8 protein-coding genes and 1 pseudogene are annotated in these 15,941 nt (G+C 49.2%); 6 read left to right on the top strand and 3 right to left on the bottom strand.

Going from position 1 to position 15,941, the window contains the following annotated elements; all coding sequences use genetic code 11:
- The first annotated feature begins 16 nt into the window (after positions 1 to 16).
- The 3 genes from JSQ97_RS05755 (at position 17) to JSQ97_RS05765 (ending at position 6,997) form a co-directional block, all read left to right on the top strand.
- Complete coding sequence (locus JSQ97_RS05755) at positions 17 to 1,702, top strand: ABC transporter permease (RefSeq protein ID WP_205075177.1); 1,686 nt, start codon at positions 17 to 19, stop codon at positions 1,700 to 1,702.
- Positions 1,703 to 1,780: 78 nt separating this feature from the next.
- A complete protein-coding gene (locus JSQ97_RS05760; RefSeq protein ID WP_205075178.1) occupies positions 1,781 to 2,851 on the top strand; it encodes an ABC transporter ATP-binding protein in 1,071 nt (356 codons plus the stop codon).
- A gap of 210 nt (positions 2,852 to 3,061) precedes the next feature.
- Entirely contained in the window at positions 3,062 to 6,997 is a 3,936-nt protein-coding gene (locus JSQ97_RS05765) for a histone H1-like repetitive region-containing protein (RefSeq protein ID WP_205075179.1), read from the top strand.
- A 328-nt stretch (positions 6,998 to 7,325) separates the two neighbouring features.
- On the opposite strand, the pseudogene JSQ97_RS13220 reads toward JSQ97_RS05765, so the two are convergent.
- Positions 7,326 to 7,802 (bottom strand): annotated as a pseudogene (locus JSQ97_RS13220) (UvrD-helicase domain-containing protein); the annotation flags it as partial.
- Between the two features lie 274 nt (positions 7,803 to 8,076).
- Between JSQ97_RS13220 and aroA the strand changes: the two are divergent.
- Genes aroA through JSQ97_RS05790 form a run of 3 tightly spaced genes read left to right on the top strand, consistent with a single transcriptional unit; the run spans position 8,077 to position 12,349 of the window.
- Entirely contained in the window at positions 8,077 to 9,363 is a 1,287-nt protein-coding gene (gene aroA, locus JSQ97_RS05780) for a 3-phosphoshikimate 1-carboxyvinyltransferase (RefSeq protein ID WP_205075181.1), read from the top strand.
- 46 nt (positions 9,364 to 9,409) lie between these two features.
- Positions 9,410 to 10,399: a TAXI family TRAP transporter solute-binding subunit gene (locus JSQ97_RS05785; protein WP_205075182.1), complete on the top strand. Its 990-nt coding sequence runs from the start codon at positions 9,410 to 9,412 to the stop codon at positions 10,397 to 10,399.
- 60 nt (positions 10,400 to 10,459) lie between these two features.
- Positions 10,460 to 12,349: a TRAP transporter permease gene (locus JSQ97_RS05790; protein WP_205075183.1), complete on the top strand. Its 1,890-nt coding sequence runs from the start codon at positions 10,460 to 10,462 to the stop codon at positions 12,347 to 12,349.
- Positions 12,350 to 12,384: 35 nt separating this feature from the next.
- Here the strand turns inward: JSQ97_RS05790 and JSQ97_RS05795 are convergent, their stop codons facing one another.
- The gene (locus JSQ97_RS05795) at positions 12,385 to 13,455 is read right to left on the bottom strand and encodes a LacI family DNA-binding transcriptional regulator (protein WP_205075184.1); all 1,071 of its coding nucleotides are present in this window, start codon (positions 13,453 to 13,455) and stop codon (positions 12,385 to 12,387) included.
- Complete coding sequence (locus tag JSQ97_RS05800) at positions 13,452 to 15,932, bottom strand: AAA family ATPase (RefSeq protein ID WP_205075185.1); 2,481 nt, start codon at positions 15,930 to 15,932, stop codon at positions 13,452 to 13,454. The genes JSQ97_RS05795 and JSQ97_RS05800 overlap by 4 nt, the downstream gene beginning before the upstream one ends.
- Between the last annotated feature and the right edge of the window lie 9 nt (positions 15,933 to 15,941).

Genomic DNA, 15,941 nt, shown 5'->3' on the forward strand with positions numbered 1-15,941 from the left:
CCTATAGGAAAGTAAATTGGAAAGTCAAAAAAAACTGTATTTCGATTACAAATGGGTGATCATCTTTTTGATTGTGGGATTCCTGATCATCTTTCAAGTGCTACCGCTTGTCTACCTGCTTGTCCGCTCCATGTTCATCGACGGACGTTTTTCGCTCGAAGGATTTAAAAACATCTACTCATACGCGCTCAACTGGACGTGCTTAAAGACGACGCTCGTCGCGGCGACGCTCACGATGATCTTCGGCGTACTGCTTTCGTTTCCGCTCGCGTGGCTTGTCGGACGCACGAATCTCTACGGTAAAAAAATATTCCGTACCGTCTTCGTCATGACCTATATGGTGCCGCCCTATGTCGGAGCGATGGCGTGGCTCAGGCTTTTGAACCCGACCGTCGGTACGATGAACGTCGTCCTCGCAAAAATTTTTCACTTGTCGCAGAATCCGTTCAACATCTACACGGTCGGCGGCATGGTATGGGTGTTGACGACGTTTTATTATCCTTATGCGTTTATCACGATTTCGCGCGCTATGGAAAAAATGGATCCGTCGCTCGAAGAAGCGTCCCGCATATCGGGAGCGTCTCCGCTGAAAACGCTTTTTACCGTTACGATCCCGCTCGCGCTTCCGAGCCTCATCGCCGCAGCTTTGCTCGTATTCGTCGCAGCCGCTTCGTGCTACGGCATTCCGTCGATCATCGGAGCGCCGGGACAGATATATACGGTGACGACGCGCATCATCGATTACGTGCAGATCGGAAACGATGAAGGACTCACTCATGCGACGTGCCTCGCCGTCTTTCTCATGGCGGTCGCTTTGATAATTTTGTACGTGTCGAATTTCATCGTCGGAAAAAAAGAGTACATCACCGTGTCGGGAAAATCGACGCATCCGTCCATCGTCGATTTGGGAAGATGGAGAATACCCGTTACGATCCTCGTCGTACTCTTTGCGATCCTCGTCGTCGTCATTCCGTTTTGGACGGTCATTTCCACGTCGGTTACGATGAACATGGGCAAAGACGTGTTCGCCGAAAACAATATCACGTGGCGTTATTGGAAAATCATCTTTTCGCGCAAATCGATTTTAAACTCGTTTAAAAACAGCATCACTTATGCTTTCCTTGCCGCGACTTTCGGTATGCTCGTCAGCGTCGTTATGGCGTGGCTTTTAAAACGTACCGAAGCGAAGGGGCGCGAAATTCCGGACTTTTTAATAACGGTCGGAAGCGGCACTCCGAGCGTCGTCATCGCCCTTGCGCTCATCATGACGATGACCGGCAAATTCCGCATCAACATCTACAATACGATAGGCATCATGGTTATCGCGTACATGATCAAATACATGATGATGGGGATGCGCACCGTCGTATCCGCTTTTACGCAGATAAGCCCGTCGCTCGAAAGCGCCGCTCAAATCGCAGGCGCGGGCTGGGTGCAGCGCTTAAAAGACATCGTGCTGCCGCTTATAAGCCCTTCGGTCGTCGCCGGCTGGTTTCTCATCTTTATGCCGTGCTTTTACGAGCTGACGATGTCGACGCTTTTGTATTCGAACAGTACGAAAACGCTCGGCGTGGAATTGTTTACGTATCAGACTTTCCACAGTCAGCAGACGGCGTCGGCGCTTGCAACGGCGATCCTCGCGATCGTCATTGTCATGAATACGGTGCTGAATAAATTGACAAAGGGCAAATTTTCGATTTAGCTTCGAGCGCGCGGGGCGCAGGTCGCCGCAAGCCCTGCGAAATTTTTATTTATAAGTTAGGATAGTTTAGGAGAAATTATGTCAACGGTGAGTATTAAAAACGTAACGAAAGTATACGACGATGAAACGGTCATCGATACGTTCAACGCGGAGATAAAAGACGGAGAGTTCATAACGCTGCTCGGTCCTTCGGGCTGCGGCAAAACGACGCTTTTACGTATGATAGCGGGCTTCAGAAAACCTTCGACCGGTTCGATTTCGATCGCCGGAAAAATCGTGTCGGACGATACGACTTTCGTGCCGCCTGAAAAACGCGGCATCGGTATGGTCTTTCAAACCTACGCGGTGTGGCCGCACATGAACGTGTTCGATAACGTCGCCTATCCGCTGAAAATTCAAAAGCTGAAAAAAGATGAAATCAAAAAGCGCGTCGGTGCGATCCTCGAAATCGTGCATTTGAGTCAATACGAAAAACGTATGCCGTCCCAGCTTTCAGGCGGTCAGCAGCAGCGCGTGGCACTCGGAAGAGCCCTCGTCGCCGAACCGAAACTGCTCCTTCTCGACGAACCGCTTTCAAACCTCGACGCCAAGTTGAGAGAAAGTATGCGCTTCGAAATCAAAGATATTCAAAAAAAGCTCGGCATCACCGTCGTCTACGTCACGCACGATCAAGTCGAAGCGATGACGATGAGCGACCGCGTGTTTTTAATAAATAACGGCGTCGTACAGCAAGTCGGTTCTCCGCTCGAAATCTACCGCAATCCCGTCAATCAATTCGTCGCAAACTTTGTCGGAAAAGCGAACTTCCTCAAAGGAACGGCATCCGGCGGGTGCATTGCGATCGAGGGAACGAATCAAAGCGTTCCGTATTCGGGAAATCTTTCGGGCAAAGTTGTGCTGACGCTGCGTCCGGAAAACGTAAAGATCGTTCCGTCGGGAGGAGATCTCACCGGCACGATTCAAAATATGTACTATCTCGGAGATGAAAACGACTGCCGCGTCGACTTGGGCGGCGTTTCGCTTCGCATCATCGCGGATCCGCACAGCTTCGATTCACTTTCAGCCGGTCAAAAGATCGATATGAAAATTCAGGATGAATTGGTATACGCCGATGACGGCAAAGACGATCAATATAAAATTTTGACGTGATGAAAGGACGGGAGCCGCATCTAAGTGCTTTGCGGCTTCCGTTTTTCCGCGCGCAGCTTGTATTATTAAATTTTCCGCCTTATTATTCTTCGTTACGGCAAGGATATTGAAGTCGCCGTACCAATAAAAATCAGCAAAAAAATCACCTTTTTTTCTCATATCGTGTTATAATTTACGAGTGTACGTCGATAAAGCGAACACGGAGATGCGGTGAAAATTTCGAACAATGAATTTCATGTAAGTAAAAAAGTCAGAGACCTCTGCCGTTTCAACGAAACGCTGTTCGCTTCCTCCGGCAACGTAATTTTCTCCGACCTGTATCAAGTGCGCACCTTTGTCGAAAAACTGAACGCCTACTTCGATAAACGAAACGAACACGAAAAGCGCGTGTCGGCAGGCGAACTCAACGCGATGGGTCTTATCGATGAAATCTTCCATTACGTGTGTATGCTGTATCGAAGAGATGCGGCAGGGGATTCGTTCAGCGCCCTCCTTGCAAAACTCGACGACGAATTCGGAGTCGCACAGACGGACGCTCTCCTCTTGTCGTTTATCGCCGAGTTTCCGCCGGCGGCCGTTCGTAACGGTACGGTGAGCGCCGAAGAGTATCTTTCCGAGACCGCATTCGACGAAGGTGTGAATCGCGAGCGGACAAATCGTGAACAGACGCTTGAAGAACTTATACTCCTGCACCTTGCAAACGAAAATCCCGCGTTTAAAAAATTCGCGATTTTGTTTGACGATGCGAAACTCGCTCAAAACCCGTTGTATGGAAAGTCATGGGAAAGTATAAAAACGCATTTCGCTCTGCTTCCGCCGTTCGGTCCCTTCGCTCACGACCTCATTTCCATGCTGAAAGAACCCGTCGTCTACAGTCCCGAAAGCCTTAAAGGGCAGCTCGATTACATCCGCCTGCACTGGGGGACGATGCTCGGGGATATGATCAAGCGCCTGCTCGCCGGCATCGATACGATGCAGGAAGAAGAAAAAGCTGCGTGGCAGGGCGGAGGTGAGATCGAAGCGGTGCCGTACAGCTACGAAAATCTCACAAAAGAATACGAGCGTTTCAGCGCGGACAGCGCCTGGATGCCGCGCGTCGTGCTCATTGCAAAGATGGTGCTCGTGTGGCTCGATCAGCTTTCAAAAAAATATTCCCGCGCGATCACACGCCTCGACGAGATACCCGACGAAGAGCTCGACATACTTCGGGACGAAGGCTTTACGGGGCTCTGGCTTATCGGCTTATGGGAGCGGAGTTATGCGAGTAAGCGCATCAAGCAGATCAACGGAAATGCGGATGCGGGGGCAAGCGCATACAGCCTCTATGATTATGAAATCGCGCACGATATCGGCGGCCGGGATGCGCTCATAAACCTGCGTACACGGCTATGGCAGCGCGGCATCCGCCTCGCATCCGACATGGTACCGAATCACACGGGTATGGATTCGAAGTGGGTCGTCGAAAAACCCGACCTCTTCGTTCAGCGAAGGGATTGCCCCTTTCCGCACTACACGTTCAACGGAGAAAATCTTTCGCGCGACGGGCGGGTCGGCATCTATCTCGAAGATCACTATTATACGAAAACGGACTGCGCCGTCATCTTTAAGCGGGTCGACAACTATACCGGAGATGTGCGCTATATCTACCACGGAAACGACGGCACGGGTCTTCCGTGGAACGATACGGCACAGATCGATTTTTTGAATCCCGTTGCGCGAGAAGAAGTGATGCGGGAGATCGTCAACGTCGCGAAAAATTTTCCGATCATCAGATTCGATGCGGCGATGGTGCTCGCAAAAAAACACATCAGACGGCTGTGGTACCCTGAGCCGGGGCACGGAGGGGACATCGCGACGCGGAGTGAAACTTCTCTTTCGGCGGAAGAATTCAATCAGGCGATCCCGAACGAATTTTGGAGAGAAGTCGTCGACAGGATCGCAGCCGAAGTTCCCGACACGCTCTTGCTCGCCGAAGCATTTTGGATGATGGAAGGCTACTTCGTCCGTACGCTCGGTATGCACCGTGTCTACAACAGCGCGTTTATGAACATGCTCAAAAAAGAGGAAAATCAAAAATACCGCGATACGATAAAGAATACGCTGCGTTTCGATCCGCAAGTGCTCAAACGCTTTGTAAACTTCGTCAACAATCCCGACGAAGAAACCGCCGTCGCGCAGTTCGGTAAGGGCGACAAATACTTCGGCGTGTGTACGCTCATGGTTACGATGCCCGGTCTTCCGATGTTCGGACACGGCCAGATCGAAGGTTTCGAAGAAAAGTACGGCATGGAATATACGCGCGCATATCGGAATGAAGTTCCCGACGAAGGGTTCGTCGCGCGTCATCGTCGCGATATTTTCCCGCTTATGAAAAAGCGCCGCCTTTTTGCGGACGTCGAAAATTTTTTATTTTACGATCTGTGGAACGAAGGCAGCGTCGATGAAAACGTATTCGCCTATTCGAACTGTGCGGACGGAGAATGTTCGATCGTCGTCTACAACAATACGTACGGGAGATCCGCAGGGTGGATCAAAGATTCCGTGCCCTATGCCGTTAAAACGGGAAGCGGCGAAAACGACAGACAGCTTGTAACGCGGACTATAGCCGATGGACTGCATCTCAGCAGTGAACGCGATACGTACTGTATTTTCCGCGAACAGCGGTCGGGGCTCTATTATATACGCGAAAACGGCGACATTCGTGAAAACGGATTGTTTATTTCGCTGAACGGATTCGAATCGCAGGTCTATACGGGTATCCGTCAGGTTAAGGACACCGACACGCATAAATACCGCACTTTGTGTGAAGCACTCGCAGGTCGAGGCGCAGAAGATTTGGACACGCTTTGGGAAGAGATCGAATACTGGGAATTGTATATGCCACTCGAAGCCTTCGCGATTTTTTTGATTGCGAAAACGGAATCACTGCTGTATTCTGCGGACAGGCCGTACTTGGATAAAAAAGCACTTGCAGATAAAGTGCAGTCGCTCATGGATGAAGTCGGAGAAACCGCGCTTGCATTCTACGCCGTAGCACGACGGTTTGCCGAAGACGCGGGTTTTAAAGTCGCGCCGCCTGAAAAACAATTTCGACAATTTAATAAAATGTTTTCCGCCGTCGTGTCGTCCGTTACGGATGCCGCTCTTTGCGACCTGCACTCAGACGATTATGAAAAATTATTAAAATCGAAATCCGTCGGAGATTTTATCGCATTTGCGGCGTCTGTCGAAAAATCGATTCCGTTATTATTAATTTGTCTTGCATCGGTCGGGGAGCTCGCCGCGTGCGGCTGTGCAAAAGAATTCAATTTTGCGCGAAAATTTGCCGAATATATAAAACGAACGGGATGTGCGAACGCGCCCGACAGGCATCAGCTGATGCGTGTCTTTGCTCTTGCACCTCTTGCCGAAAAAACAGTATTATTAAATAATTTGAAGAAAGCAGCTTACGGGCTTGCGGCGCTTTTCGTGCAAAGCGAAGACGCGGCGCTGCTCTCGGGGAATAATTTCTTCGACGGCATACAGTGGTTTAATAAAGAGTTGTCGGACAGCAGCTTGATATACTTTGCCGCTGCGGCAACATTGTATGCACCGGAAGGGAAGAAGGACTTTGTTCGTGCATTGTATTTTCTTCTCAATGATGCTAAAATAAGCGCATCGTTTAAGAGCGAATTATTTATTAATCAATTCGCACCCGGAAAAGGTTCTAAAGCTTTACCTCCCGTCGGGAAGAGAGAAGCTTCAAAGATAACAACCGCCGGAGTATCCGGCAAGAAGCACAAGGAGCTGACTATGGAGACAACCACAGCAAAAAAACCGGCTGAGAAAAAAGCAGCGGTAAAAAAGACCGTTGCTAAAAAAACGACGGCGAAAAAGCCGGCGGCAAAAACTGCAACAAAGAAGGCTGCAGTAAAAAAGGCACCCGCGAAAAAAACGGCTGCGAGCAAAACCGTTGCAAAGAAAGCGACGGCAAAGAAACCCGTTGCAAAGAAGACGGCAGCAAAGAAAACCGTCGCAAGCAAGACGACGGCTAAAAAAACGACCGCTAAAAAGACTGCGGTAAAAAAGACAGCTGCAAAAAAAACTCCGGCAAAAAAGACCGTTGCTAAAAAGACGACGGCAAAGAAAACAGCCGAAAAAAAATAATCAAAAATAATTAATTTTTTGTAATAAAAGCGGTGTATGGACACCGCTTTTTGTTTTACGAGGACGTTTCCTCTATCGTAAAAAATGCGGTTTCGCTTTCCCAATCGAAGACGGTGTTTTCGCGCGCGCTTTCGAGAAGGCGTACGATTTTTTCAAGTTCTTTCGGCAAAAGCGCCTCTGCGATCCGTGCGCCGTATGCGGACGATTTTGCATCGAACCACTTTGCAAGCTCAGCTTCCGTGATCCGCCGTTTTTCGACAAAGCGGCGCGATAAGCTTCTTACGGTAAAGCCTTTGTTTTCGAATGTGCGGACGACGGACGACGCATCCCAGTTGAAAAGCGGGTTTTCCGTATCGCCGAAAAATTCGTCTTCCGCCGCTTTCATTTTTGCAAGCGTGTCGGGGTGTTCATGGAACAGGCGGGATCGGCAGCATGATGAGATTGTCGAAGTCGACCGCGTTGTGCAGCTTCAATCCCTGCTCGTACGATTCGTAGAGCGCGCGGTACATATCGTTTGTCTCTCCCAATTTTTGATGTCTAAAAAGAGGTTCGCGATTTTGTAAACGGCGAGCACGTCGGACGTAAACTGCAGTTCGCGCGCGGCTTTATTCGTAAAAGTCAGCGCAAGGATCGCGCTTTGAGGGAGGCCCTTGTCGAGGATGTGCGCGATGCAGTACGTGATGACGCGCGTTTTGCCGCTTCCTGCTCCGGCGATGATCAAAATCGGTCCGTCGATTGTCATGACGGCTCGTAGCTGTTCGGGGTTGAGTTCCGTTTCCAATGCATGTATGTCGAGTTCGGACATGGCGCACAATGTAGTACTCGGAACGCTTTTTGTGCAAGCGCACGCGGGGTGAAAATGAAAAATATACAATATATCTCCATTTTCCGGATAATGTAAACGTTTATCATTTATTTTTTCGGAAATAAGGCGTGTTACTATGTATTATATTGATAATATTTGATATTTAGTGATAAATTTTTTTATAATTTTATTTTTTTTTCTTGACAACGCTATATTATGTGGTATACTTGTTGGTAAAGTGTAAACGTTTATCAATTTATCGGAGGCATACCCTATGGAGTATGTTGTCAATCGTTCCGTTTTGTCGGGGCGGAGCGCGATTCCGGGAAACAAATCCGGTACGGCGCGCGGAATCGTTTTCGGTTCTCTGGCGAGCGGCAGAAGTGTTTTATACAATCCTTTAAATAATTTGGACAGTTATTCGATCGTATATATGATGCGTGCGCTCGGAGCTGAAATCGATACGTCCGATAATGCAAAATGGATTATCGACGGCGTGGACGGAAAACCGAAACAGCCGGCATGCGTGCTCGACGCGCAAAATTCCGGAACGGGATTTTATTTTGCATTGGCCGTAGCGAGTCTTATCGACGGATACAGCGTTCTTACCGGCGACTATCAAATTTGCTACAGACCTGCACAGCCGATGATCGATGCGATCAATTCGATGGGCGGTACCGCTTTTTCGACGCGCGATTCCGGTACGGCGCCGATTGTTGTGCGGGGACCTATCAAAGGCGGAGAATTTTCAATGCCGGGTGTCAACTCGCAATGGATGACACCGTTTTTATGCGCATGTGCTTTGACGGAAAAAGGCGCGCTGATTCATGAAACAAATCTATTGGAGCATCCCTATGTCGATATGACAATCGGTATGCTGCGAATTGCCGGTGTTACCGTTGAAAATCGCAATTACGATGAATTCTACGTACCGGGAAACCAAAAGTTTCATGCGTTTGAATATACGCTGCCGGGAGATTGGGGTTCTGCCGGTTATCCGCTGGTTGCGACCGCGATTTCGCCGGGTTCAAAAGTACGATTTACGGGTCTCGATATCAATGATTTTGCGGGAGAAACCGCGTATGTACAAATTTTAAAAGATATGGGCGCTCATGTCGAAGTTATCGATGAAGGCAGAGGCGGTGTCATCGTTGAGGGATGTGCCGATTTGCACGGCATAGAAATAGATTGCTCCGGTACTCCCGATGCGGTTCCCGCGCTTGCCGTACTCGGAACACAGGCTTCGGGAAAAACGGTGCTGAAGAATATCGGTGCCTGCCGTTTAAAAGAAACCGATAGGGCGAAATCGATAAAAGAAGAATTAACAAAAATGGGCGCACACCTTGAAGAAACGGAGGATACGCTGACCGTTTATCGTTCCCGGCTGCACGGTACGCATATCAGCGGGCATAATGATCATCGCATCGTCATGGCGATGAGTGTCGCCGGTCTTGCTGCAGAAGGAGAAACCGTCGTCGATACTGCCGAGTGTTCTGCTGTATCCTTTCCGAATTTTTTTGAAGTGATGACTTCGATACGGGCTGATATAGTACGCAGGTGATTTTGAATACTTGATGTTTTCTGCAAAATTTTTTATAGGAGGTTATATGAAAAAATTATTAAGTGCGTTGTTGATTTGCAGCGCAGCGATGACGGGTGTTTTTGCCGACGGTCAGTCTAAAGTGAAGAGAATCTCCATCGGCACTGCAGGAACTGCGGGATCCTTGTATCCTATGGGAGTCGCAATGGCCGCGACGATTACCAAACATGTTCCCGGTATTGCATGTACGGGTGAGGCGACTGCCGCATCCGTAGAAAATATCAGAAATTTGACTTCCGGAAAGCTTGCGATGGGGATATCGCAAAGCGAAATAGCGTATTTGGCATATAACGGACTCGGGGATTTTTCAAAGAGAAAAGCCGGTGATCTCCGTGCTATGTTCAGTACCATCTACAGTTATGTTCAGATTTTTACAAAGGACGGCAGTCCGATACATAAAGTCCAAGATTTAAAAGGCAAATCCGTCGGTGTCGGTGCGGCAGGTTCCGGAGGAGAGATGGCAGCGCGCATGATTCTGGATTATTATAAAATCACTTACAAAGATATCAAACCTCAGTTTATTCCCGAATCGGAAGCCGTGTCCGCTTTGAAAGACGGTAAAATCGACGCATTTATCTGTACGCATCCGCTGAAATCCGCCGCTTTGACGGATCTGACAACATCGACAAAGGTGAAAATGATTTCGATAGATGATGCCGATTTTTATAAACATTTTCCGTTTTGGACACGCTATACGATTCCGGCGGGAACATACGAAAACGTATCATATCCGGTCGTTGTCCCGATAAGCCGCGTCAATATGCTGACTTCGACGAAAAGCACTTTGACGGAAGACGATGTATATGCCATTACAAAAGCCGTTTGGGAAAATCGTGACGAGTGGAGCGGTGCAACGAACTCCGTAAAAAAGCAAGTCGTGTGGGATACGGTGATAAACGAAATTTCCGTTCCGCTGCACGCCGGTGCGGTAAAATATTTTCGAGAAAAAGGCTTAACGATTCCCGCTTCTTTATTGCCGCCTGAAGCGCAACGGTAAACTTGCAGCGCTATCGTACGATTTGCCGAGTTTTCTTGCAAAAGCAATGGGGCACTGAATATGGAAAAAAATAAACAAAAGAACGATATCGTTTTTGCGACTATCTTGATACTTTCGATTTTTATTTGTGCTTTTCATATATTCATTACATTGACGGTGAGTGTCAGCGTAATGCAACAGCGAGTTGTGCATGTATTTACATTGATGCTTTTGTGGTATGTCTATCGTCTTAAAGAAAATCCGGCAATCGATTTGAGACGAATACTTTTTGCCGTTGCAGCGGTCGTTATATGTACGGGCGGTATTTATTATGTACTCCAGTGCCGTACGGATGCGCTTATGGAAAAAGGAATTTTCGGCATCACTTTCAGCGATATCGTTTTCGGTGTACTGTTGATGTTGTTTGTTTTGGAAATTGCCCGTGAAACGATAGGGATCGCGTTGCCTATTATAGCCGCCGTGTTTTTGCTTTATGCCTTTAGCGGTCCCTATCTTCCCAATATTATAGCGCATAGAGGATACGATATACCGTACATTATAAACTATGTGTGCTGGACAAATGAAGGAATCTTCGGAACGCCTGTGGGAGCTGCCGCTTCGTTTGTCGTTTTATATATCATCTTCGGTGAACTGCTCGATCAGTTCGGTTCCGGTAAATTCTTTATCGATATATCGTATGCGTTGACGGGGCGGATGCGGGGCGGGCCTGCCGAAGCATCTGTTTTGTCCAGTGCATTGATGGGATCCATCAACGGCAGTGCAGTCGCCAATGTGGTTACGACGGGGACGTTTACGATTCCGCTCATGAAAAAAGTCGGGTATCGCAAAGAATATGCCGGCGCCGTGGAAGCCGTTGCATCTACCGGCGGGCAGATTTTACCGCCGGTTATGGGCGCAGCCGCTTTTGTTATGGCGGATATGACCGGGATTGCGTATTCAACGATTGTCATTTCCGCGCTGATTCCCGGTTTACTGTATTATATCAGTCTCGGTGTAGCCGTTTATCTTGAAGCGGGGAGAATGGGGATCAAAGCGGAAGACGACGTACGGTTCCGTACGGTAGGAGCTATATTAAAAGAGGGCTGGTATCATATCGTCCCTCTGGCAGTTTTATTAATTTGCTTGTTGGTATGTAAGTTTTCCGCAAATTACAGCGCAATCTTTGCGATTCTTTCCGTGTCGATTATCGGAATTATTAAAAGCGTGATTTTCGAACATACGTTTCCTCTTGAACAATTTAAAAATATGTGTATCCGTGCCGCGCGTTCGAGTGTTGCCGTGTCTGCCGCGTGTGCCTGTGCCGGTATCGTTATCGGCATTGTGAGTATGACGGGACTCGGCGTACGTTTTGCGCAGATAGTGCTCGATGTTTCTCACGGACATCTTTTTCTTATGCTGCTTATGACTATGGTCGCATGCATCGTTCTCGGAATGGGATTGCCGTCGACGGCTGCATACGTCATCGCGGCAACAGTTGCTTCTCCGGCATTGATTCAAGCGGGCGTATCCGCCATTGCAGCAAATCTATTTGTTTTTTATTTTGCGATTATTTCGTTTATCACACCTCCCGTTGCGATAGCTGCATATGCCGCTTCGGGAATCGCCGAATCCGATGCGATAAAGACTGGATTTCAAGCATTTTTGCTCGGCCTCGCGGGGTTTATCATTCCGTTTATACTGATCTATCATCCGGGTATTTTGATACTCGGTACATCGGTTCTCCCGACGATTCGAGCTGTTGTCGTCGCGTTTTGTGCCGTGTGTATGATGGCGGTATGTATTGAAGGTTGGCTGGGAACGCCCGTATCCGCCGCATACCGCGTATTCTGTTTTATTGCGGCCGTCTTATTATTGATACCGACTGCCGGTACGATGGCGATCGGGCTTCTTTTATGTACTGCATTAATAATTTTTTCTTTTATTAAAAAGAAACGGAATCGCGCGCAGTAAAATAATTGTTCAGTCCGGAAAACAAGCGATATAGGTTACTTGTTTTTCAAAACGGTCGTTGTTTTATCCGGTACGAGCGTTACATCGAGCGCGATATCGTGTACCGATTTATTATCTATGACATTCTTTAATGCTTTTACGGATTCTTCTCCCATTTTTTTTAATTGCAGTTCTATTTTTGAAAAATGCGAAGCGCCGTTGCGACCCTTTGCATCGAATATGACGATCGATATGTCATTAGGAATATTCAAGCCTTGCGATCGTAGCTGTTCGGTACATCCCGTTGCGATAATCGGATCCATGAGGATAATACCGGTACACGATTCCATCTGTCCGAGAATGGCGGTAGCGGCATTTTTCCCGCTTTCGGCGGAATAGGTCGATATGATTATTAAATTCGGATTGACTTCGATATTCGATTCGGAGAGCGCTTTGATATATCCTCTGAGTCTGTCGCACGAAGAAAAGGTGCTGCTGTACGGATCCTTGAGAAATTGTAGAAGTTCGGCTCCCGTTTCGCACGGCGGATTCCAAAAACTTGCAACGAATGCGATATGCTTTCTCCCCATTTGAAGCAAAAAGCGTGTTGCGAGGTAGCCGCCTTTTTCTCCGTTGTGATATACATGAGGTATATTTGGGAACAGATTTCGTCTGGCAGCGATAACGAGCGGGAGATTCCGAAAGCTCTCGATACTCGGTATGTTTTTTGCTCTGGCTACGGGGATGTAAATCAATCCGTCGAGAATGGAGTGCGAAAACTGCTCGATAATTTCATTTTCTTCTTTTTCCGAACCTTGACAGGATGCGCACAAAACGGCCAGACCGTTTCGGCTTGCTTCTTCCATGATCCCTTCGGCAACGGCTGAAAAAAAATAATGCGTCAGCTTCGGTAAAATCAATCCGATTATCCCGGTCCGCTGCCCTTTCATAAAGCGCGCGGCGATATTCGGTTTATAGTTTGTTTTTTCAAGAACCGCCCGTATTTTCTCTTCGTTCGATTTCCGTATCGATTGTCCGTTGAAATAGCGAGAAAGCGTTGCAATGGAAATTCCGGAAAGGGCTGCGATGTCTTTTATTGAATACTCTTTTATCTGTTTCCGCGTCATTCTTGTATTTTCCGTTCTTTATTTTCCTCTATCGTAAAAAATGCGGTTTCGCTTTCCCAATCGAAAACGGTATTTTCGCGCGCGCTTTCGAGAAGACGCACGATTTTTTCAAGCTCTTTCGACGAAAGCGCCTCTGCGATCCGTGCGCCGTATGCGGACGATTTTGCATCGAACCACTTTGCAAGCTCAGCTTCCGTGATTCGCCGTTTTTCGACAAAGCGGCGCGATAAGCTTCGTACGGTAAAGCCTTTTTTTTCGAATGTGCGGACGACGGACGACGCATCCCAGTTGAAAAGCGGGTTTTCCGTATCGCCGAAAAATTCGTCTTCCGCCGCTTTCATTTTTGCAAGCGTGTCTTCGTATGCGCCGATCGTTGCGGGTGTGAGTATCTGCGTTTCGACGATGCGGCTCAAATACTGAGCGCTTTTGGGGATACGCTGTGCGATGACGGCGAGCCATCCTTCGGCGAACACCGCTTCGCCCGTCTGTTCGTTTTCGGCAGGGGAGGGCATCTCTTTTTTTCGCCCCATGTACGAAAGAGAAGAGGTTAGGGATTCGATCGATGCGAGTGAGATAAAAGGATTTCGGAAAAATAGACGGTCGAATTCGGCGCCCCGATATGCGAACTGCAGGACGACATCGGAAAAGATTTCGCTTGTAATGCCATCTCCCCCCGCTCCTTCGGGGAGTACTTGCAGGACGGGTTTATCCAAATCGCCGAGCGTCCTTCCGTACTGTTCGAGGATTTCTTTTCCCTTTTCGGTACGGCACAGTCCGCACGTCATCCCTTCGGGCGTTTTCCGCGCGACGTCCCACAGTAAAAGACCGTCGTCCGCGTTCCACACGAGCGAGCGGTGATGACGGAGAAGGCCTGCAAGTTCGGTCATCGTATCGCGCACGGCCAGCAGCACTTCCGCACGGTTCGAGTCGAGACGCGACCGCCACGATTTATCGGCTCTGTCGAGCGCCGTCTCCTTTGCCGCGTCTGCGGGGCTGAAGGTGAGGTGTTCGCCTTTTTTATTGTTAATAAAATGTACTGAGTCGGGATTCGTGCCGACTGCCGTTTTATACTGCGCACTTTCGTCGCCGCCGGCCGAGGGCGCTTCCCGTTCGAGGAGCGAAGCGATTTGAATTTCGCGCCTTGAAAGTACGTCGTCCCGTATCGTCTTTTCGTAGCCCTGCGTACCCGGCGTATAAAAGACGCGGCCGACGAGAGCGTCGGGTAAATATTGTTGTGCGACCCAGTGATCGCGGTATGCGTGCGGGTAGAGGTAACCTTCTCCGTGACCGAAACCTTCGGCATCGCGGTTTCCGTCGCGCAAGTGATTGGGCACTTCCGCGTCTTCTTTTTCCACCGATGCGAGCGCATCGAAAAACGCCATACTGCTGTTCGATTTCGGCGCCGTCGAAAGATAGAGCGCCGCATGTGCGAGAAAGTAGCGCCCCTCGGGCATGCCGACTCGGTCGAATGCGTCGGCACAGCTTGCGACGATGCTCACTGCGTTCGGATCTGCAAGCCCCGTGTCTTCGCAGGCCGATATGAGCATCCTCCGGAAGATAAAGGAAGCGTCTTCTCCGGCAGCGACCATGCGCGCGAGCCAATACATCGCGGCGTCGGGATCGCGCCCCCTCAGGCTTTTAATAAACGCGCTGATGATATCGTAGTGATAATCGCCGTCGCGGTCGTAGAGTACGACTTTTTTTTGAATCGATTCTTCGGCGGCTTCGCGGCTTATGTAGATCGTCGAACCCCACGCGGGCACGGGAGGTGAGGCTGCGGCATCCCATTTTTCGGGTGTCGTTTCTACTGCGAGTTCGAGCGCGTTCAGCAAACTGCGCGCGTCTCCGTTCGCCGTTTCGATCAAGTGTTCGAGTGCGCCTTTTTCGAATTCGACTTTCCAATGACCGTATCCGCGCTCTTTGTCGCCGAGCGCCTGTTCTGCCGCTTTTCGCAAATCGCCGTTTGTCAGCGGTTTCAGTTGAAATACGCGGCTCCTGCTCACGAGCGCTTTATTGACTTCGAAAAAGGGATTTTCGGTCGTCGCTCCGATTAAAATGATCGTACCGTTTTCGACCCATGGCAGAAGGGCGTCCTGCTGCGCTTTGTTCCAGCGGTGCACTTCGTCAACGAATAAAATCGTGCGGCGGCTGTAAAGACTGTAAAAGTCTTCGGCCTGTTTGATCGCCGTTCTGATGTCGGCGACTCCCGTGAGCACGGCGTTCAGCGTGATAAAATTGCTTTTCGTATGATTTGCGATGACGCGGGCGAGCGTCGTTTTTCCGCTTCCCGGCGGCCCGTAAAAGATAACCGACGAAAGCTGATCGGCCGCGATCGCGCGCCTCAAAAGCCTGCCCTTGCCGACGATGTGATCCTGCCCGATGTATTCGTCGAGCGTCCGCGGTCTCATCCGTGCGGCCAGCGGTTCGCGGAGCGCGTGTGCGTTTTTAAAAAGGTCGGCATCGTTCGAGTGGGGCATGATATCAGT

Origin of the sequence: Treponema sp. Marseille-Q4523, from assembly GCF_016901105.1 — a bacterium.
GTDB lineage: Bacteria > Spirochaetota > Spirochaetia > Treponematales > Treponemataceae > Treponema_D.